This window comes from Halobacillus dabanensis, assembly GCF_900114165.1.
Taxonomy (GTDB): domain Bacteria; phylum Bacillota; class Bacilli; order Bacillales; family Halobacillaceae; genus Halobacillus; species Halobacillus dabanensis.
Window position 1 is genome coordinate 75,118 of the sequence record NZ_FOSB01000004.1, and the last position, 25,939, is coordinate 101,056.

A 25,939-nucleotide genomic window follows, 5' to 3' on the forward strand; every position below is an offset into this window, starting at 1 on the left:
GCCTCCTATTTTGCGACATATTGATCTAACCGGTTCTCGACACGATCCTGGATGAAGGATAATCCTACACAAATGACCCAATAGATAAAGGCCGCTTCTGAATAAACGAGCAGAAACTCGTAATTGTTGGCGGCGATTTCCTGTGATTTACGGAACATTTCTGTGTATGTGATGGTGGATGCCAAAGATGTATCCTTAATCAAACCGATGAATGAATTCGATAAAGGGGGGATGGATACCCTCGTCGCTTGAGGTAAGACAACTCTTTTCAATGCTTGAAAGTTCGTCATCCCGATCGAATGCGAGGCCTCCCACTGCCCTTTTGGTATGGATAGAATAGCCGCACGGATAATTTCCGAATTGTATGCACCCATATTCAAGGAGAACCCGATAATCGCTGAATAAAACGGATTTATTGTTACACCGATGGATGGCAAACCGAAAAAGATGATGAACAGTTGTACTAGTAAAGGCGTACCACGAATGATCGATACATAAGACCTGGCTATCCACTGGAAGGCTTTTACATTGGACAACCTCATCAATGCTGTCAGGACTGCCAGAACGAGTCCAATCGCAAAAGTGATCAATGTCAATGGAATCGTATAATAGAAAGCCCCTTTCACCAAAGGGAGAAAAGAGCTCACTAATATATCCATATACTTGTCTTGCATTTCAGGGTTGGTAAAAATGTTACTTAGATACATCTTCACCAAACCACTTCTCAGAAATCTCGAGATACGTACCGTCCTCTTTCATCTCTTGAAGCGCCTCATTAACTGCTTCAACTAACTCCTCATTCCCCTGGCGGAAAAGAAGACCACTTTGAGAAGCTTCATCCTGTCTTGCAGCAATCTTCACAGGAACGTCCTCACGTTGCTGCATGTAATCAAGCACAGACAAACGGTCGTTGACGGTCGCATCGACACGTTTTGTCGACAGCAACTGCATCGATTCATTGAAACCTTCGACACTTTCGATTTCTGCACCATTGTTTCTGGCAATATCAGCATAGTTGCTTGTCATAGATTGTGCAGCTGTAACACCTTCAAGATCCTCGAAACTTTGAATAGAGTCATTCTCTTCATGCGTAACAATGACAGCAGAAGACTGAATGTATGGATCAGAGAAAGAATATTTCTCCTTGCGATCTTCTTTGATTCCTACCTGGTTTGCAACCATATCGAAACGTCCTGCATTTAATCCTGCAAACATGGAGTCCCATTTCGTTTCATTGAAAACAGCTTCTACTCCAAGACGATCTGCAACCTCTCTTGCGATTTCCACATCAAATCCTGTTAATTCATCGTTTTCATTATGGAATGTATAAGGACGATAAGTCCCCTCTGTTCCGATAACTAACTCTCCACTTTCCTGGATTTGTTCAAGCAGAGTCTGTTCTGTAGAACCTTCATCGGTTCCTTCGTCTGAAGAAGTTTCCCCATCTTCCTGGTTCCCCTCTCCACATGCGATAAGTATGAAAGCTAAAAAGCTTAAAGATAAAAGCAATGAAAGTTTTTTCATGTGTATTCCTCCTAATACCGAGTAAACTCATATGTTTTATGACTTTTATGATGTTATAGGATGAAGGGAAAGATGTCAACAGTCAACACCTCTCCCTAATGGAAGCCCTCACCACGAACGATTCAGAAAGCTTCCAGCTGCTACCCTCATAAAAGACAGGTAAGCTTTTTTTCTATTCTTTTTCAAAAGAAACACCTTTCATATAAGGGCTGCCTATTTAGTGTTTAATCGTCTGAGGCGGTTCCTCCATCCAACCTTGACCGATCATGATTTTCGCCCCTTCATGAGCGAATTCAAAAATATCCTTCATGAAAACAGAAAGTTTCGTCGGTAGATCATTTCTTAAGCTGAAGGCAGTTCCTAAAGAGTTCCCCCCTAATGAAAAACTGCAGAATAGACTTACACAATACATCATCATCTTATCTGAAAAAGGAGGAATTTTAGAGGTAGTGACGTTACCTCCAGCAGTAGCAGGAACCTGGAGATCGTTTTGCAAATAGATTTCACTCATCTCTTTGATAATCCCTTTGGCTAACTCGCCACCTTTATAAAAATAATCAGCCGCCACTTTGTTCTCCGCGGATTGGGCAAAGCCGAAAATCATCTGCATTCCTGTCACATTCGATTCGATCGAGTGGTGCAAATGTGCCAATTCAACTGTATTCAGTGCCCGCTTTCCTTTCAAATTGAACACCTAAATAATTTGTCCCTTTTACATGCTCCACCGGCTTTTGAGTAGCCACATAGGGGGAACGGGGAAGCAAGCCTTTTTCTAATAAATATTGAGTGCAGTCGTCATAAAATTTTTGGGTATTTTGAGTAAGTTCCCGGAACATCATAGTTATGTCTGCACGATAAGTCATTGTTATATTGAGGGTGTGCATCCCCATGCTGATCTCTTTCAACATTCGTAAAAGCATAATGTCAAAGCCATTATCATAGAGCTTGGGGACTTCTTTGTTGACATCTTCCTTTGTGAATCCAATAGGGACAGCAATATTCTCAGCCTTAAATAATTCTTCAATCTTCTGGATATAAGGCTGGATTTGTACCTGCACCTCTGTCATGATTTTTTTTGCCTCTTCGTCATCTGCTTTTTCAATAAAATATTCCAACATCATCAGCACCATTGTCTTCTGTTGGTAGGTCATCCATAATATCCCGATTTCTGATGATGAAAGGCGAGGGCTTTCTGGCATTTAGAACTCCTCCATTTTTGGGACTTCATAATAGGTATTTCCGGAAAAAAACATTGCTTTTCCTTAGTCTTTTCAACATTAGGGTATTCATTCATAAATACGATTTGGTAATATCACGCCATGATCACTCACATATATCAAGGAATATAGGAGAAATTATAAAGGCAAGGACTCATTAAAAAAACACCCATAGGAGGATGTTCATGAGTAAAAACAATCAGAAGAAAAACAACCCCAAAGGAAGAGACCGAAAAGTAACAAACCATCCTGTCAATAGAAAGCATGAAAGCCAAACAACAGAAGGATGAATGGTCCGCTATGAACTACAACAAAGCAAAATAAAGGTTTCTCATCCAACATGACAAGCTTCAACCATCATTCATAAATATATAAAAGCCTGTCCCAATTGAAAGGACAGGCTCTACCTTCTTTATAAAAGATTATCTGGCTTTGCTCCATTACCCCACTGAAAACCTATGCCTTCCCATCCCCCTCCATCTGGGATTCAATCGGGGACATAGCCGACTACATCCATTGGATCTTTTAGTGAGTCTGATTTTGATTTGCATTTGCGAGCATCTCTTTCACTTGATTGTAGGATAAGCCCGAGCGTTCATTTTGCCTTTTAACTTCGCTGATGTTTGTTCCTGAGCTTGAGATAATATCTTTATTAAGGTTTTTATCAGGCTGATGAGACGTTTTCATGTCCTGCACCTCCTGCTTTTATCCTTTTCTTTCTAACGATGTTTTATCCCTCAATCCTGGCAGAAAAATAACCTAAGGCCGCTCCGAGAATTGCTCCACCAACGACCTCGATCGGCTGGTGGCCTAACAGCTCCTTCAGTTCTTTTTCACGCTCGACGAATTCAAAGCTAGGAAAATCTCCTTTGATTGCTGCAAAATTATCTTCTAAATCATTGACCAATTGTGCAATTTCCCCAGTGTGACGACGAATGCCTTGCGCATCATACATAACAATGACACCAAAAATAACAGCCAAAGCTGTTTCCGTATGACGCGATCCTTTGTTTGCTGCTATATAGGTCGCCAAAGCAGAAACCCCAGCAGAATGAGAACTTGGCATACCTCCAGTAGTGGAAACTTGGCCCACGTCCCATTCTCCTGACACTTTCTTGTGGGTAAGTATCTTTAATCCCTGGGCAATCCCTATGGCGGCTAGTGCTGTAATGACCCCTCTATTCATCTTCTCCATTTTTCACCCTCCAGTCCAAAAACATCTATTAATTTCATTACCCGTTGTGGATGTATTTATGCAGATTGTTACCTATTTTGGTGCCATAGAAATAAAAATGTTCTCTATAAAAAAGAAAGATCAGGGAGAAATGGTTCAACTCCTGATCTTTCTTTTCATTTTAAAATACATTGTAAATCTCATCACATTCCCCTGCGATTGGTTCATAAAAACAATGCGCTTTATACCTTCCTACAAGGCTTTGATCATACCATGTCGGTGGACAATCACCCGCCGGACGGAAATACCATAAGCTGTACCTCGCCGGCCAACTCCTATACCCTTTCACATTCCTTCGTGCCAGCCGCCTCTCACTTTCCCGTGCCCTTTGATAGTACATGCCGTGCTGAAGAGCTTCAAAAGCGGTCGGTTGATTGATGACACGAGGGAGTGTATTAAGCCCTTCAAAATCCGAACAGTCCACTCTCACGCGGTTCACCGTTACAGCTCCTACATGCAACATTCCCTGTTTACCTTCACCGACAGCTTCTGCTCGGAGCAATCGTGCTAGCATGTCGATATGCTTGCTCGGAGCCTTGATTACGGCCATGTCGTCGCCCCCTTTTCGCTCACTCTCTTATGTATATTCAAGGAATGGAAGCTACATGAAAAAGCCTAGCGTCTACGTCGGCTCCAGAGTATGATTTCAAGAGCTGTTAGACATATCATCAACCAGGCTAGACCGAACAAATAACCTGCAATGATATCTGTGAAAAAGTGGACGCCAATATATAGTCTACTAAAACCAATCAAAATAATGAGAAGAATCAATGCTATATTAATTAGCCATTTCCATTTTGGTTCAAGTTTACTCCTCATAATAAGATAGATAAGAAAACCATAAAAAACAAGCGCTCCTGATGCATGGCCGCTCGGGAAGCTCGACGTAGCCCCATGGAAATCACCCATGAATTCTGGTCTGCCACGATCAGATAATGATTTCATTCCTTTCGTAAGAGAGCTGATGCCTCCCATGGCAAGTATAAAATGTATACCCACCCAACGACTGAGCGGCGAAAAAAATAACAGATATCCTGCGAGGAGAAGCGAAACAATGACCATCACAATAACCGATCCCGCCTGCGATACCCCCTTTGCTAAAGGTCCCACTCCTGAAAAGGAAGTTTTACGAACGATCTCAAAGGCTCGCTGATCGATAGCTAATTTTTGTGTTTGTAAAACACTCCTGCTCAATTCAATGAAAAAATAAATGCTAAACCCAAGTGTTATAAAACCAATTAAAAGCAGTAGCACCGATGTGATGGAAAAATCAGACATTTTCGTTTTAGAAAACAACATCAACAGGCACCTCATTCATTCTTAAGTGTTAGTAATTTCCCTTCACACTTTTCTTATAAACAAGTGCCACTAAAGAAGAATTTAGAAGCTTTGTCCAATAAGAAAGAGAAAATAAAGCCGGGATACTTAGTAAATATCCCAGCTGTTCGAAACCCTATTCTTCATAAAATTGGATACCTTCTTCTTCGCACCATTCCCTTGCAACCTCCATATGTTTGGAATCACGGTACCTATACCAGTCTTCCAATAAACCAGAATTCTCTACCTGTGACCGAAAGCGGCGGAACGCCCCCCGTCCACGAATGGCATGAAGTAATTTTCCCTTCACTTTTTCATCCTTAATTGAAAAAGTGAAGTCTTCCATAATGCTATAATCCTCTAAGTCTCTCTTTTCGGGTAAAACGACGAACCTTCCCTCGCAATCATCCACAATTATTTCCGCTTGTTTTCGCTCTTCTTGGCGCCATTCTGGTAAATGATCATAAGGTTCTCCATCTTCAGCTCTCTCTAGCGCACCTTCTGTGAGTAAGACAATTTTATAGGATTGTTTATCAAAAAACATCTGATAATCTGACTCATGCATATCTATGTTTTCAGCTACAGTTGATAATTTTACTTTCACGGTATCCTCCCTTTCGATTTATGATCATACGATTTTCCATGAAAGAATTCTAACCTACCTGCTAAATTTATACTAACATGTGTAAAACATCACTTTTTCCCATATAAGGAAACGATAAACAAAATCCCCATACAAATCTAGCTTTATCATATTTTATCCACATTCTTATAGTCTTTGATATGTTATCCTTGACCTACTGCTATTATAATAATAGCTTAAAATTTAGAAAAATATGAATCTCTGCTTTGTGGGTCCATTTGTTTTAGAGAAAACTTCTTTACTTTAAACCACGAATTAAAACAGAGAAAATGACGATATAAAAGACACATCAAGGGAGCTAGACAACATGAACATTTTGATTACTGGCGCCACAGGTTTTTTAGGAAAACAACTGACGCTGAAATTGCTCAGCGAAGGTCACAGCGTTTATGCACTAGCGAGAAATAAGCGAAAAGGGGAAAAACTGAAGCAGGAAGTGCCTCCTCATTCTCAGCGTAACCTTACGATCATTGAAGGCAATCTTTCAGAGAGACATGCCGGGATCAGCAATGAGCAGCTCCAACTCTTGCAAGGTGAAATTGACACCGTCTACCATAGTGCCGCTTATCTTTCGTTTGATGATGAGGAGCGTGATAAAACTTTCCGTATCAATGTAGAAGGAACACAACATATGATTGAGCTGGCTGAAGAAATCCAGGCTCCTAATTTCTTTTATGTAAGTACCGCCTATACGCTCGGGACGAAACTGCATGCCACAGAGACACTGCATTCTAAAAACCAATCATTTGTGAACGCGTATGAAGAAAGCAAATGCCATGCCGAACACCTTGTACTCCGTTATAAGAATACCTTCCATATAAAAATCTTCCGCCCTTCTATCATTATAGGCGATTCGAAAACAGGAGAAGCGGATACAAACTTTGCTCTATATGGCATCATACGCGGACTGGAAATCCTAAAAAAGCGAATTGCTCGAAATAAAGAACTGCAACACAGAACGTACAAGTTTCTATGCACAGGAGATACGAGTCAAAACTTCGTCCCTGTCGACTATGTTGTGGATGTTCTAACTACTGCGTTGAAAACCGATGATACAAACACCATCTATCATATTACCAATCCGAATCCACCAACGAATCGATTGTTATTCGAAATGGTCAAAGAAAAACTAGACTTTCCGAACATCGAAATGGTGCCTTCTGATTACGATGGTGTCCTGACAAAAGAGGAGCAAATGTTCAATGCACCCTTGAGTGTCTTCCGTCCGTATTGGAGTAAAAATATCAGTTTTGATGACAAGAACACTCAGAAACTACTAAGGAAAAACGGCCTGGACCATCTCCATATGGACAAAGCAATGGTGGAACGTATCCTTTATGGAAACAGAGATAAAGTTGAAGTCTAGAAGCGATGCCCCAGGTAAGGCAAAGCAGGAACCGACCCTGGATTATAAAGCATTTTTAAATGAACAAACCAATGAATGGGTTGTATTCCTACATGGCTTTGGTGGCAATCATACTATTTTCTTCAAACAGATGGACTATTTCAAAAAGCACTTCAATCTCCTGTTCATTGATCTGCCGGGCCATGGCCAATCGCCTTTCCATGCAGGAGTCCCATGCCTATTAACGGGAACGAGCCAACATGTTATAAGTGTTATGGATAACTTATCAATCGAATCTGCGCATTTCCTTGGTGTATCACTTGGGACAATCGTTATGCAGTCCATAGCGTTGGAATATCCCAAACGAATCAAATCAATGACTTTAGGGGGAGCAGCAGGTAAATGGCTGAAATGGGGCGAGATTTTGGGGAAGATTACCGTATCTCCTTTATTCCGACAAACCTTGCCGTATATGGTCCCATTTCAGACATTCGCACATATTATGATGCCAAAACGGAAGCATAGTTTCTCCCGTAATATTTTTATACGTGAGGCCCGCAATCTTGGTCAACATGTCTATCTTGGATGGGCTTCTGTAATCAGAGACTCCCATAAGGTCTATGATCGTTTGAGAAAAAGCACCAATACAATCCCTAAGCTTTATGTCTCTGGAGCAGAAGATTACATGTTTCTCCGCGGCATCACGAATCATGTAAATAAAGAAACTTCTGCTCGGCTGCACATTATTCAAAAATGCGGGCATGTGTGCAACATCGAGAAAGCTGCTGAGTTTAATGAAGTAGCATTGGATTTTATCAATATGGTTGTCCAAACAGGAGAATATGGTGATGTATCATAGAAGAGGAGCATTTGCTTCTCTTCTTTTTCGTCTGTGTTCGTAGCTTCTATTCGAAGACGGGTCACGGGGACGGTTCGGCATTCTGGAAAGATATCCGCAACTTCTGTGAGCATATCCGCCAAATTCATAAATATACTCGGCAAATCGTGATTATTTCTAATAAAATACCTGCCCCCTTATGTTTTAGCGTAAGGGGGCAGGCACGAAATTCTTTTATATTACTCTCTTTCATGCTTTCCACTTATCAGATAGTTTCCTGATATGCTCAGGGTTCGTGCGACAACACCCACCAATGATGGATGCTCCTCTTTCTATCCATAGTTCGGATTGGGATTCGAAACTGTCCGATGAATCATCTCCATGCCAAGTATTAGTCTTCGCGTCATACACCTCACCAGAATTCGGATACATTAAGAGCGGTTTTCTTGTGAACTGACTCAGCACCTGCACTGCTTCAGCAGCCGTTTCCATCGAGGAGCAGTTCACACCGATGGCTGCTAATTGATCTTCCCCATTGAATCCCTCTGCACAAACTCTCAGACCTGTTCCATCGCTGATTTCCTTCCCATTTTTCAAAGTGAACGAAAGCCAAGCATAAGTTCCTCGAAACTCTTTTAATAAGGAAACTAGTACTCTCGCTTCCTGAAAAGACGGCATTGTTTCCAATGCTAATAAATCGGCACCTGCTTCTACCAATGCTTTCATTCTTGGACGATGGAATGCAATTAATTGTTCATCACTTACTTCGTAATTGCCGGTGTATTCTGACCCATCTGCAAGATAAGCGCCATAAGGCCCTACAGATGCGGCTACAAGTGGCTTGAAGTTTCGCGAAGATGCTGATTCCTCCCAAACCTCATCCCTCGCCTCTCTTGCAAGTTCGACGGTTCTCTTGATTAATGCGACTGACTCCTTTTCGGACAAGCCTCGTTCACCAAACCCCTCCACTGTCGCCTGGTAACTCGCAGTGATGGCACAATCTGCTCCAGCCCGAAAATAGTCCTTGTGCACTTGGACAATCGCTTCGGGATGTTCCAGTAAAACCTTCGCTGACCATAAGGGATCGTCCAAATCACATCCATAAGCTTCTAATTCCGTCGCCAGAGCACCATCAAGAATCAAAACAGATTGCTGGTTTAAGATTTCCTCTATAGGATTGCTTTTATGTATGTTCATTATCATCGCTTCCTCTCTTCTTTCACCTACATATTCACACCTAGCGTATATTCCACTGTTCGACAGTCTTGTATCTTTATCCTGCTAACCTTTCAAGCACAATAAAATAACAAACTAAAAGACCACCTCCCATGTATCAATTGTGAGATGATCTTCTTAATCCCTTTTTAAAAGGGGGTTCCATTTTGTTATTTAGCCATTTTCTCCAGCTGTTGTTCCGCAAGTTTTCCGGTGATAGGAAGGTGATATCTTTCTCCCTGATATGCTTTAACCATCAAAACGATCCATAAAATGAGTGTAACAGGAGCAATCAATAAACTGACAAGAAGGCCAATAATCGGAATGAAATTTACGACAAAACCTAAAACGAAGAAGGACCCAAATAAAATGATGGATTGCATCGCATGAAAACGGACAGTTTCGTTTTCTTTTTCAATTAACAAGAAGACAATCCCGCTTATGAACCCCAGTAAATAAGCAAGAACACCACCGACATTCTCATCTAAACCTGTCGAAGATTTTTTCCCTTCTGCTACTTCTTCCTTTTCGGCTGACTTTTGTTTCATTTTTTCATCCACCCTTTGTCCCCCCTCCTTTCCTTATAAATGTTATGGAGGTTTTCTGATCCAAAGTCCCCCTTCCTTTTTACTTATACATATCGCTTCGGTTAAATAACATGACAATTGTTTATAAAAAATACTTGATACCTAATTGGAGTGTGGTTATTCCGATTTCTATTTTTCTTAATATGAAAGGAAGAGACACGATGTAGAAAACAGTCAATGTTGTCGGCGATTCCATCATTCCAATAATTGAAGATTTCGAAATCAAAAAAGCCAGCCTCATGAGAGACTGACTTTATACTTCTTCCTTAGCTTTCCGCAGCAATCCATTATCCAGACAAACCTCTAACAACAACTCTTTATAACCAGTCTCCGCAAACTGAATTCCGATTTGGTCCCCTCCATATGCTTTAATGACGCCAGCACCAAATGTACGATGCTCAACCATCTTCCCTAGCTCCACTTCATCGATCGTCAGAAGACTTTCATCAGATAAATCAGCGGTCGGTCTTTTACGCTTCTTAGAATTTTTCTTTTCACCCGCAGGCTGGACAATCCTTCTTACGTTCATGACAAAAATGGATTCTGTCACCCGTTCTTTTCCTTTATAGTTGTAAGTTAATAACTCAAGATTCTTTCTCGCTCTTGTCATCCCTACATAGAAAAGGCGTACAGCTTCTTCCATAGGCCCTGTATCTTTATTTCGGTAGGTTTCCATATCATCCTTGGAGGGGATGACGCCATTGATGAGATCGATCATATAGACTTTGTCATATTCCAGCCCTTTGGCACTATGAAAAGTTGTCAGAGTGAGGGAACTTTTATGTTTATTGAACTTCGATGTTTGAATCAGGGTCTCTAACTCTTTTAGGCGATCTGCAAAGCCTTTGAGAGAGCCGAGACCTTCTGCTATTTTTTCCAGTGTGTCTAAAATGCTGAAGAGGTGTTCAGAGTTGAATCCGAATTTCTCACACATTTTATTGAGCGCATGGTCATACCCGAGCTTTTCGCGTATCGTGCGGATTGCTTTGGCTGGCTGCATTTCATTGATATCTTTAAACAACTTCTTCGCTTGCTTGATGTTTTTAGACTGATAATCAGGCAAATCCCTTTTCAATAGCGTATCAAAGACGGACGTCTGGTCGTTCTTCTTTTTCAAATATTCAATTTGTTGTTTGGATATATAGGCATTGAACTTCGTATGAATTCTTTCTAAAATATCGACACGGCGATCGTTATATGAAAAACGCATAAAGTTCAGCATGTCTTCAACGATCCAGTGCTTAAAGAACTTTGCATCAATGTCTTTCATATAAAAACGGATCCCCGCTTTGTCCAGCTTATCTGCAAGCGGGACTGCCGAAGAATTGTTCCGATACAAAACCGCTACTTCTTCGCCAGGCGCACTCTTATTTATTTCCTCACACACATACTGTAATTGCTCTTCATAGTTACTCAAAGACTTCAGCTCGACCGGTTTGTGAGAGGCATTGTCTGTGAACATTTCCTTTTCATAACGGTTTTTATTACGCTTGATGAACTGATTCGAAGCCTTGACGATTTCTTGGGATGAACGGTAATTTTGTGACATTGTCATCACCGCACCATCAGGATACGTCTTCTCAAACTGCAATAGTTTCGTCACATCGGAACCTCTCCACATGAAAATGGACTGATCATCATCAGCCACCACACAAAGGTTATTTTGCGGTTTGGATAATAGCTCGACAATTTCATGCTGAACAACTGAATTATCCTGACTCTCATCGGTCAAAATGTATGCATATTGTTGTTGATAATTGGATAAAATCTTTGCATCCTCCAGCAAGATTCGGTGGCAGTATGTCAGCATATCATCGAAATCCAACAACAGTTTGCCGTGATGGTTTTCCTTAAAGCCCTCATAGGACTGATAGATGGAACTGGCGTTTTTGACGTTGCACGGAACTTGAGCAAGCTCCTTTTGCCCGATCATCCGGTTCTTGACAAAGCTGATATACGTCATCAGTTCATCTATTTCATCATCCGTCATTTGCGTGCCATTGGTATCTTCATATAGTTTTTTCAAAATGAATTTTTTGTGTAACGGAATGTCCGGACCGTTCCAGCCTTTTTTCAATTCTTCCTCACTAATATTCCCCTCGATCAATTGGAAGTCCTGTCTGTTGTTTCTAAACCATTCACGGACTACTTTGAAAGCGAAGCTGTGAATCGTCGAGAAATGGACTTTTTCGTTTGTGATATTAGAGAAAAATTGATCAAAGCGCTCTGACATATCCTGTGCGGAGGCTTTGCTGAATGTGATTGCCATGATGCGGTCGGCTTTCACCTTTTTCTCGAGGAGAAGATAACCGATTTTCATATTCAACGTCGTCGTTTTCCCTGAACCTGGCGATGCAAGAAGAAGCAGGGGTCCATCCGTATGCAGGACTGCTTGTTTTTGGACCTCATTCAGGCGGACACCGGTTTGTTTTTCCATTTGTTCAAAGAAATTCATGATCGTCTTCCTCTTTCCTTTTAGTCGAATCTAATTTTAAAAGCGCCAGTGTCCCTTTTTTGACAGGAACACTGGTGGTGAATGTCGCTACTACATTTGTCCCATTGTTTAATTCAAAAATTTATCAGTTTAAGAAAAAACAGATGGAAGAAGCATGCCCAGCTTCTTCCACCCAGTCTTTTTTTCCTCTTTTATTATACCTTCGATGAGCGATTGATTCTAGATGATTTTCTCTTCTCTTACACATGAGAATTTCTATGATGTTTCATACTAAGGATTGAAAAGGAGGTGGCCACATATGGCGAAGAGAACGAAGAAACACGATCCACAACAAAAGAATAAGAAGGGTTTTGACCCGAAAAAAGCGGATACTGAGTTTTCAGAAGAATTCGGAAGTGCTGCAGCCAACAAGGCACATAAAGAAGAAGCAAAACGGGCCCGCAAATCCAAAAAAGCTAAGCAAGATAATTAACTGAAAAGGATTTCTTCACTACGAAGAAATCCTTTTTGTATCCGCTAAGAAGCTTTATCTTAAAATAAGAAAAACAGTCCAAAAAACAACATCAGTGTCCAAAAGAACGTTAAGTGAATGGTCTTTTCCGTTGCTTGTGCTGACCGGTTCCGTTTGTGCTCAAAAGAAAAAATAAATAAAAAAATCAAAAAGAGAAAATATGCCAGAATTAGATAAAGGAGTGAACGCATCTGTTCGACCCACCCTCCAAGCGGGCCTATCGTACCCCCTATTAAGAAAAGAACGAATGATACACCCCCAATCGCCATACAAAGTTGAGGCATGTAGATCCAAACGGGATGTTGAAATCTATTCTTTTTCTTTTTCACCTCGAATAAGAAAATAAAGTAAAATCCAGTTATCAATAACCCGGTTGCCAAAAAAGTCAACAGCGGTGAATTGACAGCTGTCCACTCACCTGGAGGTTGTGCTATCAAATTTTCATTATTGATATTTTCCATACCCCACATGAAGAAGGTCACACCTATCATTACTAATAACTGATAAATAGTCCATTTCATTCTGTCACCACCTCTTTCCCTTTACGTAAAGAGGGACTCTTTTGTTTCCTTCCGTGAGATGTTTCTATTTTCTCTATGTTAAAATAAAACAATCAAGAAAACGATACATCAACATAGGAGTGACGATGGATGGACAAAAAAGACATAGCTGGCATCCGCAGACAATTGAAAGTGGAAAATGACTTATTGAAGATCTCGAACATCTTCAACGTCTATATAATGAAGGAAAGTACAGAGATCTATCATCACCAGAGCCAGCCATTTGAATTACTCGACAAAGATCAACAGGAGCTTTTCATGAACAATTTCAAAAAGCTGCTGACAGGTCAGCTCGATGAGAAATTATTTGAACTGAAATTCCAGCGTGAGGCAGAAGATCATAGTCAGCTTATATTACATAAGGGCCTGTTAAGCAACCATGTCGATGATTGGAAAGATCAGATGCTGTTGATGACAGAAAAAATCATCAAAGATCATCCTTATGAAACAGATGTAGTTATCAGCTTCATTAGGGCCGAATACATGAAACCGACACGGCGCCGCAGCGAAGAATCAGAAGAAAGTGGACGCGATGCCGTCTATTCCAATCCTTTTATTCTTTGCAGCATCAACAAAACCGAAGAACCTAAAAAAGAAATCCAATTCGATTATGTCGAAAAAGAATTCAAATACAAAATTGAAGTCGATCCCATCATAGACCTGAAAAATCCGATGACAGGCTTCCTTTTTCCAGCGATTACAGAAGGTACTTCCGATGTGAACCATGTGCTCTACGCAGCCGGAAAAGCAAACGAACCAGACTATCGATTTATTGAAGACGTACTAAACGGCGAAGAAATTATGACAGCAAAAGAAGACAAAGCTGTGTTCGAGGAAGTCATTCGTGATGTCGTCGGTGACCAGCTCAACCCCTCTACCCTCGCTAGTGTTTATGGGGAGATTAACCGTGTTGTCGAAGAAAATGAAGAAGACGAACCACCAAAACTCGATTACCGCGACGTGGAACGTGTCTTGAATCAAAGTGGTGAACAGGTGGAAGGAGAAAAAGTGAAGCATGCCTTCCAGCAGATCACAGACAACGAAGGGTATGAGCTTAAAGCAAGCAGCATTGTTCCAAAATATAAATCAAAGTCCATTAAAATCAACACGAAGGTCGCCAACATCTCCATCAGTCCTCAGGATTTGGAGTATGTCAGGCAGGTCAATTACAAAGGGAAACGTTGTATTATGATCGAAATCGAAGAGGATGCAGAGATTGAAGGATTCAAGATGCTGCCAGAAGCTTTCGGAGAATAGTGGAAGTTAACTGTCTATTAAGAAAAGCCTGTACGAGAGAATGTATGGGCTTTTCTTTAATTTTGTAAGCATGCCTGAATAACAACCCCTCCCCCTGTCTGCCGGCCGGTTCCAAAGTACATGCATGATCCACGTAAAACCTTAACGGTGCCCCGTACCATATTTCCACTATTCTTCTGCAGGAACATCAAAAGCGTTCACGACCTCCATTTCATTGATTTCTTTGACCATCGCATAGTATAAGCCTTCCCCAAAGAAGTTTAATTACTTTTTCCAGAGGTTAAGAAGGAAACATACACTTAAAAACACATGTCGTGCATAAAGAATCAGCATGCAGAACCAATCGCCTGGAGGAAGGTAACCTTTCTCCAGACATGTTATTTACGTCTTATTTGGTGGCCGAAGGAGGTTATAAAAAAAACTCTCCAAAGTCGTCGATTTTTTTCTTATCTTTAACAAAAGGAGGGATTACGTTGTCTATCACACAAGGAATTTTATTATTATTCATCGGTTTCTTTATTTTTACTCTCGATAAAAAACAAGAGAACGTACCTGTGCCGACCGTTCTTATCTTTATTGGGATCGGTTTATCTTTCATCCCTTATTTCTCTTCCATAGAAGTAACAGAGCATATGATTTATCATGTTTTTCTTCCTGCCCTATTGTTCATTTCTGCCTACCAGTTTCCGGCAGATCAATTTAAGAAACATATGGGGTTAATCCTTTTTCTCGCTACCATCGGGATTCTGTTGACGGTTGGGATTTTAGGGGGAGTTGCTTATGCTGTCAGCGGGCCTTTCCTATCCCTCTCTTTGATTGGTGGTTTACTACTCGCCTCCATTTTAACTCCGACGGACCCTGTTTCTGTCGTATCTATTTTGAAAAACTCCACGGGGGACGAAAAAATAGCGGATGTCGTGGAAGGAGAATCCCTTCTCAATGACGGGACAAGTATCGTTATATTTACGGTGCTTTTAGGAATTTTCACCAGCAATCATGATTTCTCAATTCTCTCTTTCATGCAGGAGTTTTTAGTTGTTTCCTTAGGTGGAGCCGCTTTAGGCATTGTTTTTGGCTGGTTAGTGAGTAAGGGGATTCACTACACGCATAACAAAGAATACCAGGTGATGTTAAGTATTGTTCTTGCTTACGGGGCCTTTAACTTGGCAGAAACGGTTGGGGTCTCCGGGGTTCTTGCAACAGTATCAGCTGGTCTCATGCTCTCCTTCGAATACGGAAGGACGATTAAAGAGGAACACTTCAAAGAGTCACTGGATGGTTTTTGGGGGATTGTAGAAATTTCTGCGCTTTCTTTACTGTTCTTATTGATTGGCATTGTAGCTGTTCCACATTTAAGCACACCTGCTTGGGGATTCGCTTCCCTCCTATTTCTACTATCATTAGTCGTCCGGTTCCTCATCATCGGAGGCAGTACAGCTCTTTTTCCACGGTGGCGGAATAGTATTTCCTGGCGGGAATCAGCCATGATTTCATGGTCCGGCCTCAAAGGCACCATGTCTGTCTTTCTTATCTTAAGTTTTCAAGTCAAACAATCAGGCGACAATGAAATGTTATTATCGTTAGCCTTTACAACGGTATTGATTTCACTAGTCATTCAAAGCTTAGGCGTTTATCCATTATCGAAAAAACTTCTATAAACCTAGTTCGACATAAAAAACGCTGATCGAGACATTCTCGATCAGCGTTAATAAATCAACAAGGTTAATAATGCTACCCCTATCCCTAAAAAACCTAGCAAGACACTATATGGTAGATTTCTCAAAACAATTTGGTACGGATTCATCCGTAAAGCCACAGAAGTGATCGTGACGATCAAACCATAAGGAGCGGATGGAACGGTGGCAATCGCACAGGCTGAAAGAAGAACCGTCAACGTCACAGGGGGAAAAGCCCCGGTCAACAATCCACTGACACCACCGAATATCCCCATCGTAGCAATCGGATGGACACCTAATATCGTCAATCCTAAAAAAGCAGCTTGAATGAACAGCATGATCAACAGCGGACTTCCTTCAAGAGAAACGAGAGGGTCTTGTAAGTATTTTAAATAGGGAGATGCATTTAATGTCCCTGTAAAAAAAGAGAGCGTTGACAACAAGACGATGAAATTGCTCAAATTATTCGTTTTCCATTTCCATGTCGGCCAGCCGATTTTCATGAAGCTCTTTCTACGTTTTGCAAGTACCGCCCACCCTAAAGCGAACGGAAAAATAGAAATAGTGACGGCAAACAAGAAGTCCAGTTGTATGACATTGCCTAAAAAGACGACAACAGATAAAAAGAGTACCAGTGCAATGATGAATTGGATGAGCTTGCTTTTGCTTTGCCCTGCCCCTTTTTCCATAGACGGAGGCGCCTCGATCTCATATTTCCTGAACATCATTTTTCCAACCAAAGAATCCATGGAGATACCGAGAGCTGCAATCAATAACATCCAGGGCAATACTTCTAAATAATTTGCACCTGTAATGAAAATCGAAGTGGCGAGCAAAATTTCAAGCGGACTCCAAAGCAGTGCGAGGGAATAACCACGCAAGGTCGCCATCAAAATAAAGCTGTTCTTTACCTTCGTTTTTACATCCTTCAATTGTTCTTTCAACAAATCCTGTGAAATCGTAGCTGATGACAAGTTCAAAAAGGCCGCAAGCGATACCATTGTAATCTCACTGCGCACATACAAGGAGCCTAACCCTTTTGCATTATTTCCAAGCAGAGACTGAAGAAGTTTATTATACCTCCCCGCCTTCACCACACTATTCATCCATGGAAGCATCGACAAGAGAAAAAGAAGTCCAATGTTACCCGCGAAAAACACTGGAATATCTGCAACAGTTGCTTCACTGGAAATAAAGAAAAAGGTCCCTACAGACAAGAGAACGATTCCAAGAATTTTAAACACCCGGGTTGCACGCGGAAAGCTGATTGCCGTCATCACAATTCCAAAAATCCCGATGATAGAGTATAAGATGGAGTTATTCCAAAACACATGAACAACATTCAGGATAAAAACAAATGAATAAAATATGTATAAATAGTTTGATATATGGCGCACATCGATTCTCCTATCTAGTGAGACGGTTTTCATAGTTGTTTGGCGTGCTTCTAAGTAATACAATCAATGATTCTATCCTATACACTAATGGGGGATTTTTCAATGATCCACACTTGACTAAAAGGCAAAAAATATCGAGGCTCATGACCTGGGTATTTGTGTTTAACTCCCACTATCTTGCGTATAATTCCAGACGAGTATTTCTTAACACCGGACCTTCCTTCAAATCGATTACAGATAATCCCTTAAGATACATGATAAGGCTCCAAGACATGGGCATTCCGTTTCCCGGGATGCTCTAAAAATAACAGGACCCCTATTTTTAAAGGGGAAACATGTGGACAGTAAGCTGATTTTCTACTGCTCCCTCATTATTTTAATATCTAATGAATTAGAATCAAGAAGACTCTCTCATTCTATAATTTTTTTGAAAACTAGTGCGTCTTTCTTTCCAAGCATGGACTTTTTTATTATAATTATAATCTAAGATAAATTATAATTTTTTCACAATTAAACAAGGGGGCATCACAAATGGACAAGAATGAAATGCATGATAGCCAAGCTGGGAAATGCCCAGTATCCCACGGGAAAACTAAGGAAGAAAGTGCTGTTACGACTACAAAAGTCGGTACAACCAATAAAGATTGGTGGCCAAACCAACTGAATTTGCACATTTTACGTCAGCATGATAAAAAAACGAATCCAATGGGGGAAGATTTCAATTATGCTGCAGAGTTCGAAAAACTGGACTATGAGGCTTTGAAACAGGATCTTCATAACTTGATGACAGACAGTCAAGACTGGTGGCCGGCAGACTATGGACATTATGGACCACTATTTATCCGTATGTCATGGCATGCAGCCGGAACTTACCGTACTGGTGACGGACGTGGCGGCGGTGGGTCAGGTAACCAGCGTTTTGCCCCACTGAACAGCTGGCCAGATAATGCAAGCCTTGATAAAGCCCGCCGATTGCTATGGCCGATCAAACAGAAATATGGCAACAAGATTTCCTGGGCCGATCTTCTTCTCCTGACAGGTAATGTTGCGCTGGAATCGATGGGATTGAAAACATTCGGTTTCGGAGGGGGACGAGAAGATATTTATCACCCGGAAGAAGACATCTACTGGGGTCAGGAGAAGGAATGGCTCGGTGACAACCGTTACTCCGGGGACCGGGAGCTGGAAAACCCACTTGCGGCCGTTCAAATGGGACTGATCTATGTAAACCCTGAAGGACCAAATGGAAACCCCGACCCACTCGCAAGTGCCCGCGATATCCGTGAAACATTTGCCCGCATGGGAATGAATGATGAAGAGACAGTTGCCCTTATTGCCGGTGGCCACACATTCGGTAAAGCCCATGGTGCAGGAGATCCTGAAAAAGTAGGACCATCACCAGAAGCGGCACCCATTGAAGCTCAAGGCTTAGGCTGGCAGAGCTCTCATGGAAGCGGAAAAGGCCGTGACACAATTACGAGTGGCGTTGATGGAGCATGGACTGCCAATCCGACAGTTTGGGATAACGGATATTATGATCTTTTATTCGGCTATGAATGGGAGCTTACGAAGAGTCCAGCAGGCGCCAATCAATGGGCACCGGTAAACCCTAAAGATGAAGATCTTGCACCGGACGCTGAAGACCCAACTATCAAAGTTCCTACTTTCATGACTACAGCCGATATGGCCTTGCGCATGGATCCTGAGTATGAAAAAATATCACGCCATTACCATGAGAATCCAGATGAATTCGCAGATGCTTTTGCACGCGCATGGTTCAAATTGCTTCACCGTGACATGGGTCCTAAAGATAGATATCTCGGACCTGAAGTTCCCGAAGAAGATCTAATTTGGCAGGATCCTGTTCCATCGGTTGATTATGATTTGACAGACACTGAAATCGCAGACTTGAAAGAAAAAATTCTTAATACAGGGTTAACTGTTGGTGAGCTTGTGACAACAGCCTGGGCTTCTGCCAGCACGTTCCGCGGCTCGGATAATCGTGGTGGTGCCAATGGTGCCCGCATCCGTCTGGAGCCTCAGAAAAATTGGGAAGTCAACGAACCAGAACAGCTTTCAAGAGTGCTTTCTGTTTATGAAGACATTCAAAATGACCTTGATAAGGAAGTATCCCTGGCTGATTTGATTGTCCTTGGAGGTAGTGCAGCCGTAGAAAAAGCAGCCAAAGATGCCGGAGTCGATATCACTGTTCCATTTGCCCCTGGTCGCGGAGATGCTACCCAGGAGCAGACAGATGTAGAAAGCTTCGAAGTCCTGGAGCCGATGGCTGATGGATTCCGTAACTATGAGAAGAAAAAATACACATTGAGTCCAGAGGAACTCCTCGTAGATAAAGCACAGCTTTTAGGACTCTCCGCACCGGAAATGACTGCCCTTGTCGGCGGAATGCGCGTCCTTGGGACAAACCATGGCGGAACAGAACACGGCGTATTCACAGACAAAGTCGGAACACTGACCAACGACTTTTTCGTCAACCTGCTGGATATGAATATTGAGTGGAAACCATCTGACTATAACGAATATGAAGGACGCGATCGCCAAACAGGCGAACTCGTTCGTACAGCGACACGCGTCGACCTTGTCTTCGGTTCCAATTCTGTCCTGCGTTCACTTGCCGAAGTTTATGCTCAAGACGACAACAAACAGAAATTTGTTCTCGCTTTCGTAGCCGCATGGGTGAAAGTGATGAACGCGGACCGTTTCGATTTGAAGAAGAACAAAGATTTGATGTACCATAACGCATAAATCAATAGCACAATCCTCTCAATAGAAACGGAACACCTCAGCAAAACAGCCCGTAGGAAGGTGATCTTCCCTTCCTCCACAAGACGGATTGCTAACGGCGCGAGTGACTGGATGCTAAAGCTCGGTGATACCCAAATAAATATAGGTATCCACAATTATTATTTTATTTCGTAGAATCTCAAAAAGCAGGAGGCTGGTTTCAGCCTCCTGCTTTTCTTTCATTCATCCATCTCTATTACTCTTCCTAATTTATTCGACAGTTTCTGCATTTTCATATGCTAAAATACTTCCTTTCGCCGCTTCCTCTTTACGGCGTAGTATTACTAGCCGCATTCTGCCTTTACACTCTACTATCCACTTCCCCACCTTCATTGATCACTTTACGAAAATCCGAATGATAGACCGTATGTCTCCTCTTGAATTTTGTCGGTGAATCTAGTCCAGCCACTGCTGCCAGATCGAATAATCCTTGGCGCAATGCAATCAAGTAATTGGTCACCCGGTATTCTTTTTCTTCGATAACAAGGGCCTCTTGTAGTTCATCATCCGTGGTCGCCACTCCTACTGGACAAGTATTTTTGTGGCAGACCTGGGACATGATGCAGCCAACACTCATCATGAATCCGCGTGCAATATTAATTAAATCCGCTCCCAAAGATAACGCCATCGCAATTTTGTCAGGTGTCAGCAGTTTACCTGATGCAATGATTTTTGTGCGTTCTCGGATGCCGTGTTTTTTCAAGGTGTCGTCTACCATCGGAATGGCAGAGAAAGCAGGCAAGCCCACAGAATAAGCAAGGCCATAATACGAGGCTCCTGTTCCCCCTTCTCCTCCATCGATCGTAATAAAGTCAGGCACAATGTCTTCCTCCACCATAGTTGAAATCAACCGTTCTACCTGTTGTTCGTTACCTACCACAATTTTCACCCCGACAGGTTTACCACCAACAGATCTCAGCTCATCCAAAAAGTGAAGCAGCTCAGCAGGGGTATCGATCCCGGGGAAGCGGTTTGGACTATCAATATCTTCTCCCGGCTCGACTTTTCGTATCTCTGCAATCTCCTCCGTAACCTTATCTCCATCTACGTGGCCACCACGAGTTTTAGCGCCTTGCGCTAGCTTCAGTTCGAATGCTTTGATTTGTTCATTCGATGCCTTATGGTTAAAGGCTTCCCAGGAGAAATCCCCGTCTTTTGTACGAACACCAAACAGGCCTGGACTGATCTGCATGATGATATCTACGTCCCCTTTCAAATGATAAGGGGATACACTGCCTTCACCAGTATTCATCCATGTGCCGCCCGCACGTCCGAGTCCTTTCGATAACGCTGTAATGGCATGATCACCAAGGGACCCGAAGCTCATGGCAGATTGACCAATCAATCCCTTCAAACGAAAAGGCTGATCGACCGTATGCTCCCCAAGCACTACACAATCATCGTCATGTAAATAAACAGGGTCAAGCTCTGATTCGAAACGATGTTCTTTTCGTTTAAAAAGTTGCTCTTTATCTATTTCGTAAAGTTTCGTCTTAATTGTTTCACTTTTATCCACTCGTAATTCTTCATCTTGAACTGGAAACATATCGTTCACTAAAAACCAGCCGTCTTGGGTAAAGTCCCGTTCCGCTCCATAACCCATCATTCGCGTATTATACTTTCCCGCTTTATTGACGTATTCAAATTCTTTACGGTTGAACGGCCTTCCTTCACGGTCGTTATGAAATAAATATTGGCGGAACTCCGGCCCCATTTTCTCAATGATGTAACGGAATTTCCCTAACAATGGATAGTTTTGCAATACAGAATGTTCGTTTTGCTTTTCATCATGAACATACAACCAAAAGACTAGAATTAGCGGAATGAAGGTGAATAGCCCGAATAGAGTGATTAAAATGATTAAAAGTACGCTATCCAAACTGTTCAACTCCTAACTGATTAAATATGGTAGATAGACAATGCCGATAATAAAAATCCAAATCAGATCGACAAAGTGCCAATAATAACTAAAAATCGTCTGCTTCTCTTCATACAAACCTTCCGGCAAGGAACGGAAACCTTGCTGTATCAGCAGGTTTGATAACCACCCTACGCCGAAAAGTACATGGGAATAATGCAACCCGACAAGTACGTAAAAAGAAGCCATGAATACATTAGAATCGATCAAGTAGCCTTCATGAATATACGTATAAAATTCGTGACCTTCTGCTACTAAAAACCCTATGCCAAGGAGTAAAGTGAGCCAAACTCCAGCTCTTAACGCACCCTTCTTCCCTTTTTTTAAACCGTACTCGGCAAGAAGCATTGTCAAACTGCTCGGTAACAAAAATAAAGAAGAAATAATCAGGGTCCGGGCCTCAAAAACTTCTTCTGGTTTTGGACCTGTCGGAGCAGGGGTGAACATAACATAAGTAGTAAAAAGAATTAAAAACATGATCGAGTCGATCACCAAATAACTAAAGAATCCTGTACGCTTATCGTGTAAGAGCTTCTTCAAATCCTCTGGCTTATAGCGTTTTTGTTTATAATGCTCGATACGCTCGTCCAAAAATGAACGTAGAAACAATAAACCAAAGCCCGCTATGGCAAATACAGCAGCCAGCCAGTACCATTGATATATCATTCCCATACTGAACAGGAACAAGGCGCCAGCGAATAAGATCGGAATAAAGCTATTCGTCGCAACAGGGCCAGGGCGAGTACTTTTTATAAACTTGAGTTCCTTTTCTCCCATTTTCGACTTCCACAACGGATCGGAAGCAAAAACTTCAGGCGGTCTCTCAAATGCTTCCTCAGATGGAGGGGAAGATACAGCCCATTCCAGTGTTCGTCCATCCCATGGGTCCGCAGAAACTTCCTTAGATGATTTATGAGTACGGTAAATATTCCAAGCGAAAAACAGCATGCCAACGCCCATCAAGAAAGCTCCGACCGTACTCATTGCATTAAAGGTGAACACTTGATCCTCTGCTATATAGGTGTACGTTCTTCTCGGCATTCCCTGGAGGCCAGAGAAATGCATCGGTAAAAACGTTAAATGGAAACCGACAACGAACAGCCAGAAATGCCATTTCCCAAGTTTTTCATCAAGACTTTTCCCGAACATTTTCGGATACCAATAGTACATCCCTGCAAAAATCCCCAGCACCGTTGCCCCAATGATAGTGTAGTGAAAGTGGGCAACGACGAAATGACTATCATGAAATTGAAAGTCTGCAGCGGGAATGGCCAGCATGACCCCGGTCACTCCCCCCATTACAAAGGTAGGAATGAAACCAAGGGCAAATAGCATCGGCGTCGTCACTTGAATCCGCCCGCCACGCATTGTGAATAACCAGTTGAACACCTTTATCCCTGTAGGTACAGCAATTAACATCGTCGTAATCGCAAAAAAAGTATTCACCATCGGTCCAAGACCCACTGTGAACATGTGATGGACCCATACCATAAAGCCTAATAATCCGATTAGTCCTATTGAAATGACCATGACTGTATAGCCGAAAACCACTTTTTTAGAAAACGTTGAGATGACATCTGAAAAAATACCGAATGCAGGCAGTGCTAAAATATACACTTCAGGGTGACCAAAGATCCAAAATAAATGCTGCCAATAAATCGGATTTCCCCCTTCACCCATGAAAAAGGTTGTACCAAATAACCGATCAAACATCAATAAATACAGACCGGACGATAAGGCAGTGAAGGCAATTAAAATTAAGAAAGAGGTGATTAAGGTCGCCCACGGGAACAATGGCATTCTCGTATACTTCATGCCTTGAGCACGATGTCTTATAATCGTCGAAATCATATTAACCGCCGTAAGTAATGTACCTAGTCCAGAAATTTGAATACTGAAAATATAAAAGGAGTTTCCTGGGTCTTTTGTAAATTCATCGAGTGATAAAGGGGCATAGGCCGTCCAGCCAGCCGAAGGAGGTGTTGCAAAAAAGAACGATAAGTTAAATAAGACCGCCCCACTGAAAAACAACCAAAAACTGAGTGAATTCAAAAAGGGGTACGCAAGATCCTTCGCGCCAATCTGGAGCGGTACCGCAATATTCATCAAACCGATCAATAATGGCATTGCCACAAAGAAAATCATAACCGTCCCATGTGTGGTGAACACACCACTATATTTATCCCCCTGGATCACCCAAAATTCAAACTGAGGAAAAGCGAGCTGAGTACGAATTAATAAAGCATCCATCCCCCCTCTGAAGAAAAACAGAAGGCCGCTCAACATATACATGATCCCGACTTTTCGGTGATTCGTTGATTGAATATAATCCATGATTAATGGCCATTTCTCTTTTTTAGTAATGTAATACAATAGCCACCCCCCTGCAAGGAGCGTTACAATCCAAGCGAGTATGACATCAGACTGTTGATATAGCGTATCTTTGGAAATTCCAAAAAGCATGCTTATCCCCCTTCCTTCATCAATTTTCTAACCATTCACGGTATTCCTGTTCTGAAACGACATGCGTAGTAAACCGCATTTTCGTATGATATGTACCACAGAATTCGGCACATTTGCCCAGATAGACACCTTCCTCCACATTTTCGATTTCATAGACATTGTCCTTATGAGGAAGCACATCAACTTTACCGCCTAACGATGGCACCCAGAAAGAGTGGATGACATCTTTGGATCTTAGTGTTAGAACTGCCGTAGCGCCTTCTGGCAAATACAAATCCTCTGAAGTTTTGCCGTTTTCATAACGAAAAGTCCAGGAAAACCGTTCAGCCTCTACTCTCACGTGTACTTCTTCGCCAGTGGAATCTTCAGCTGTACTTATCGCCTCACTATTCGGGGATTGATTCATTGTGACAATCGTTGTCGGCACAGCTAGAATGATAACGATCAGAATCGGTATTACGGTCCAAGTGATTTCTAGTTTCTTATTTCCTTCGGTTTGGGTGGGGAGGTAATCACTAGAACCATCATCCCGATACTTTTTTACGAACCTTGCCATAAGACCGAAAACGGTTAGCAGCACGAGCACCATAATACCGAAACTAAAATAAATCAGCTCCGTTTGAACTTTCGCCGTATCACTTTGCGGGTCGAGCACTCGTATCCCGCACCCACTCACCAGCATGAGTAGAACGATGAGTGGCGCCCAGCGAATTCCCATAAAGCCATCTCCTTCCCTATTGATTCAATAATTTCATAATTGCTTCCAGACATGGTAAAACATTTCTTTTCCGAGTTCTTTCATATTTAAATACAGTATTTTAGCAACATAGGTCTTTACCCTGACAACTATAAACAAAACTTAAATTTTTGGTTCTTTTTAGGTGTCTGACTCCCGCAACACTACTAGTTATCGAAAAAGACTACTTCCCGGTAAAGGAAGTAGTCTTTTGTTAGTAACTTATATCCTGCATCTTAAG

The 25,939-nt window shown here is 41.9% G+C and carries 23 protein-coding genes; 6 read left to right on the forward strand and 17 right to left on the reverse strand.

The features are described from left to right. Positions 1 to 5: 5 nt before the first annotated feature. The 9 genes from BMZ58_RS08200 to BMZ58_RS08230 all read right to left on the reverse strand — a co-directional run bounded on the left by BMZ58_RS08200 (position 6) and on the right by BMZ58_RS08230 (position 5,896). Positions 6 to 707: an amino acid ABC transporter permease gene (locus BMZ58_RS08200; RefSeq protein ID WP_075036074.1), complete on the reverse strand. Its 702-nt coding sequence runs from the start codon at positions 705 to 707 to the stop codon at positions 6 to 8. Further along, on the reverse strand, positions 694 to 1,524 hold the full coding sequence (locus BMZ58_RS08205) for an amino acid ABC transporter substrate-binding protein (RefSeq protein WP_075036075.1): 831 nt from the start codon (positions 1,522 to 1,524) through the stop codon (positions 694 to 696). The genes BMZ58_RS08200 and BMZ58_RS08205 overlap by 14 nt, the downstream gene beginning before the upstream one ends. 217 nt (positions 1,525 to 1,741) lie before the next feature. Then, positions 1,742 to 2,218, reverse strand: coding sequence for a DUF3231 family protein (locus tag BMZ58_RS21690; RefSeq protein ID WP_341864771.1), 477 nt, complete (start codon positions 2,216 to 2,218; stop codon positions 1,742 to 1,744). Further along, a complete protein-coding gene (locus BMZ58_RS21695; protein WP_341864772.1) occupies positions 2,178 to 2,723 on the reverse strand; it encodes a DUF3231 family protein in 546 nt (181 codons plus the stop codon). Before BMZ58_RS21695 ends, BMZ58_RS21690 begins: the two co-directional genes overlap by 41 nt. Before the next feature lie 543 nt (positions 2,724 to 3,266). Next, complete coding sequence (locus BMZ58_RS21060) at positions 3,267 to 3,428, reverse strand: hypothetical protein (RefSeq protein ID WP_167360052.1); 162 nt, start codon at positions 3,426 to 3,428, stop codon at positions 3,267 to 3,269. 43 nt (positions 3,429 to 3,471) lie between these two features. Continuing rightward, positions 3,472 to 3,936, reverse strand: a complete 465-nt coding sequence (locus BMZ58_RS08215) for a divergent PAP2 family protein (RefSeq protein WP_075036076.1) — start codon at positions 3,934 to 3,936, stop codon at positions 3,472 to 3,474. A gap of 160 nt (positions 3,937 to 4,096) precedes the next feature. Next, positions 4,097 to 4,525: a cell wall hydrolase gene (locus tag BMZ58_RS08220; protein ID WP_075036077.1), complete on the reverse strand. Its 429-nt coding sequence runs from the start codon at positions 4,523 to 4,525 to the stop codon at positions 4,097 to 4,099. 65 nt (positions 4,526 to 4,590) lie between these two features. Then, the gene (locus BMZ58_RS08225) at positions 4,591 to 5,274 is read right to left on the reverse strand and encodes a phosphatase PAP2 family protein (RefSeq protein ID WP_075036078.1); all 684 of its coding nucleotides are present in this window, start codon (positions 5,272 to 5,274) and stop codon (positions 4,591 to 4,593) included. 154 nt (positions 5,275 to 5,428) lie between these two features. Continuing rightward, positions 5,429 to 5,896 carry a UPF0158 family protein gene (locus BMZ58_RS08230; protein ID WP_075036079.1) on the reverse strand — a complete coding sequence of 156 codons (468 nt, stop codon included), beginning with the start codon at positions 5,894 to 5,896 and terminating at the stop codon, positions 5,429 to 5,431. Between the two features lie 346 nt (positions 5,897 to 6,242). On the opposite strand from BMZ58_RS08230, the gene BMZ58_RS08235 reads away from it, so the two are divergent. Together BMZ58_RS08235 and BMZ58_RS08240 are read left to right on the forward strand one after the other, a co-directional pair. Beyond that, positions 6,243 to 7,301 carry an SDR family oxidoreductase gene (locus tag BMZ58_RS08235; protein ID WP_075036080.1) on the forward strand — a complete coding sequence of 353 codons (1,059 nt, stop codon included), beginning with the start codon at positions 6,243 to 6,245 and terminating at the stop codon, positions 7,299 to 7,301. Further along, positions 7,273 to 8,139, forward strand: a complete 867-nt coding sequence (locus BMZ58_RS08240; protein ID WP_083412627.1) for an alpha/beta fold hydrolase — start codon at positions 7,273 to 7,275, stop codon at positions 8,137 to 8,139. Before BMZ58_RS08235 ends, BMZ58_RS08240 begins: the two co-directional genes overlap by 29 nt. A 228-nt stretch (positions 8,140 to 8,367) precedes the next feature. On the opposite strand, the gene mmuM is transcribed toward BMZ58_RS08240, so the two are convergent. The 3 genes from mmuM to BMZ58_RS08255 all read right to left on the reverse strand — a co-directional run bounded on the left by mmuM (position 8,368) and on the right by BMZ58_RS08255 (position 12,375). Then, positions 8,368 to 9,315: a homocysteine S-methyltransferase gene (mmuM, locus tag BMZ58_RS08245; protein ID WP_075036081.1), complete on the reverse strand. Its 948-nt coding sequence runs from the start codon at positions 9,313 to 9,315 to the stop codon at positions 8,368 to 8,370. 188 nt (positions 9,316 to 9,503) lie between these two features. Next, positions 9,504 to 9,893: a DUF4870 domain-containing protein gene (locus tag BMZ58_RS08250; RefSeq protein ID WP_244151515.1), complete on the reverse strand. Its 390-nt coding sequence runs from the start codon at positions 9,891 to 9,893 to the stop codon at positions 9,504 to 9,506. Positions 9,894 to 10,173: 280 nt separating this feature from the next. Continuing rightward, positions 10,174 to 12,375 carry an ATP-dependent helicase gene (locus BMZ58_RS08255; protein WP_075036082.1) on the reverse strand — a complete coding sequence of 734 codons (2,202 nt, stop codon included), beginning with the start codon at positions 12,373 to 12,375 and terminating at the stop codon, positions 10,174 to 10,176. A gap of 298 nt (positions 12,376 to 12,673) precedes the next feature. Here BMZ58_RS08255 and BMZ58_RS21065 point away from each other — a divergent pair, with 298 nt between their 5' ends. Further along, positions 12,674 to 12,847, forward strand: coding sequence for a hypothetical protein (locus tag BMZ58_RS21065; protein ID WP_167360053.1), 174 nt, complete (start codon positions 12,674 to 12,676; stop codon positions 12,845 to 12,847). 59 nt (positions 12,848 to 12,906) lie between these two features. On the opposite strand, the gene BMZ58_RS08260 is transcribed toward BMZ58_RS21065, so the two are convergent. Beyond that, positions 12,907 to 13,407, reverse strand: coding sequence for a hypothetical protein (locus tag BMZ58_RS08260; protein ID WP_075036083.1), 501 nt, complete (start codon positions 13,405 to 13,407; stop codon positions 12,907 to 12,909). A 129-nt stretch (positions 13,408 to 13,536) separates the two neighbouring features. On the opposite strand from BMZ58_RS08260, the gene BMZ58_RS08265 reads away from it, so the two are divergent. Further along, a complete protein-coding gene (locus BMZ58_RS08265) occupies positions 13,537 to 14,703 on the forward strand; it encodes a DUF4317 domain-containing protein (protein WP_075036084.1) in 1,167 nt (388 codons plus the stop codon). 473 nt (positions 14,704 to 15,176) lie between these two features. Beyond that, on the forward strand, positions 15,177 to 16,361 hold the full coding sequence (locus tag BMZ58_RS08270) for a cation:proton antiporter (protein WP_075036085.1): 1,185 nt from the start codon (positions 15,177 to 15,179) through the stop codon (positions 16,359 to 16,361). Positions 16,362 to 16,408: 47 nt separating this feature from the next. On the opposite strand, the gene BMZ58_RS08275 is transcribed toward BMZ58_RS08270, so the two are convergent. Further along, positions 16,409 to 17,710, reverse strand: a complete 1,302-nt coding sequence (locus BMZ58_RS08275; protein WP_244151516.1) for a hypothetical protein — start codon at positions 17,708 to 17,710, stop codon at positions 16,409 to 16,411. Positions 17,711 to 18,307: 597 nt separating this feature from the next. On the opposite strand from BMZ58_RS08275, the gene katG reads away from it, so the two are divergent. Further along, positions 18,308 to 20,542, forward strand: a complete 2,235-nt coding sequence (katG, locus tag BMZ58_RS08280) for a catalase/peroxidase HPI (protein ID WP_075036086.1) — start codon at positions 18,308 to 18,310, stop codon at positions 20,540 to 20,542. Positions 20,543 to 20,882: 340 nt separating this feature from the next. On the opposite strand, the gene BMZ58_RS08285 is transcribed toward katG, so the two are convergent. From BMZ58_RS08285 to coxB, 3 genes are read right to left on the reverse strand one after another with little or no spacing between them, the layout of a single operon-like run. Then, positions 20,883 to 22,460, reverse strand: coding sequence for an FMN-binding glutamate synthase family protein (locus BMZ58_RS08285; protein WP_075036087.1), 1,578 nt, complete (start codon positions 22,458 to 22,460; stop codon positions 20,883 to 20,885). A gap of 12 nt (positions 22,461 to 22,472) precedes the next feature. Then, positions 22,473 to 24,962 carry a cbb3-type cytochrome c oxidase subunit I gene (locus tag BMZ58_RS08290; RefSeq protein ID WP_075036088.1) on the reverse strand — a complete coding sequence of 830 codons (2,490 nt, stop codon included), beginning with the start codon at positions 24,960 to 24,962 and terminating at the stop codon, positions 22,473 to 22,475. 19 nt (positions 24,963 to 24,981) lie between these two features. Then, positions 24,982 to 25,680 (reverse strand): cytochrome c oxidase subunit II, encoded by a 699-nt coding sequence (gene coxB / locus BMZ58_RS08295; protein WP_075036089.1) that lies wholly within the window; start codon positions 25,678 to 25,680, stop codon positions 24,982 to 24,984. Positions 25,681 to 25,939 lie beyond the last annotated feature (259 nt).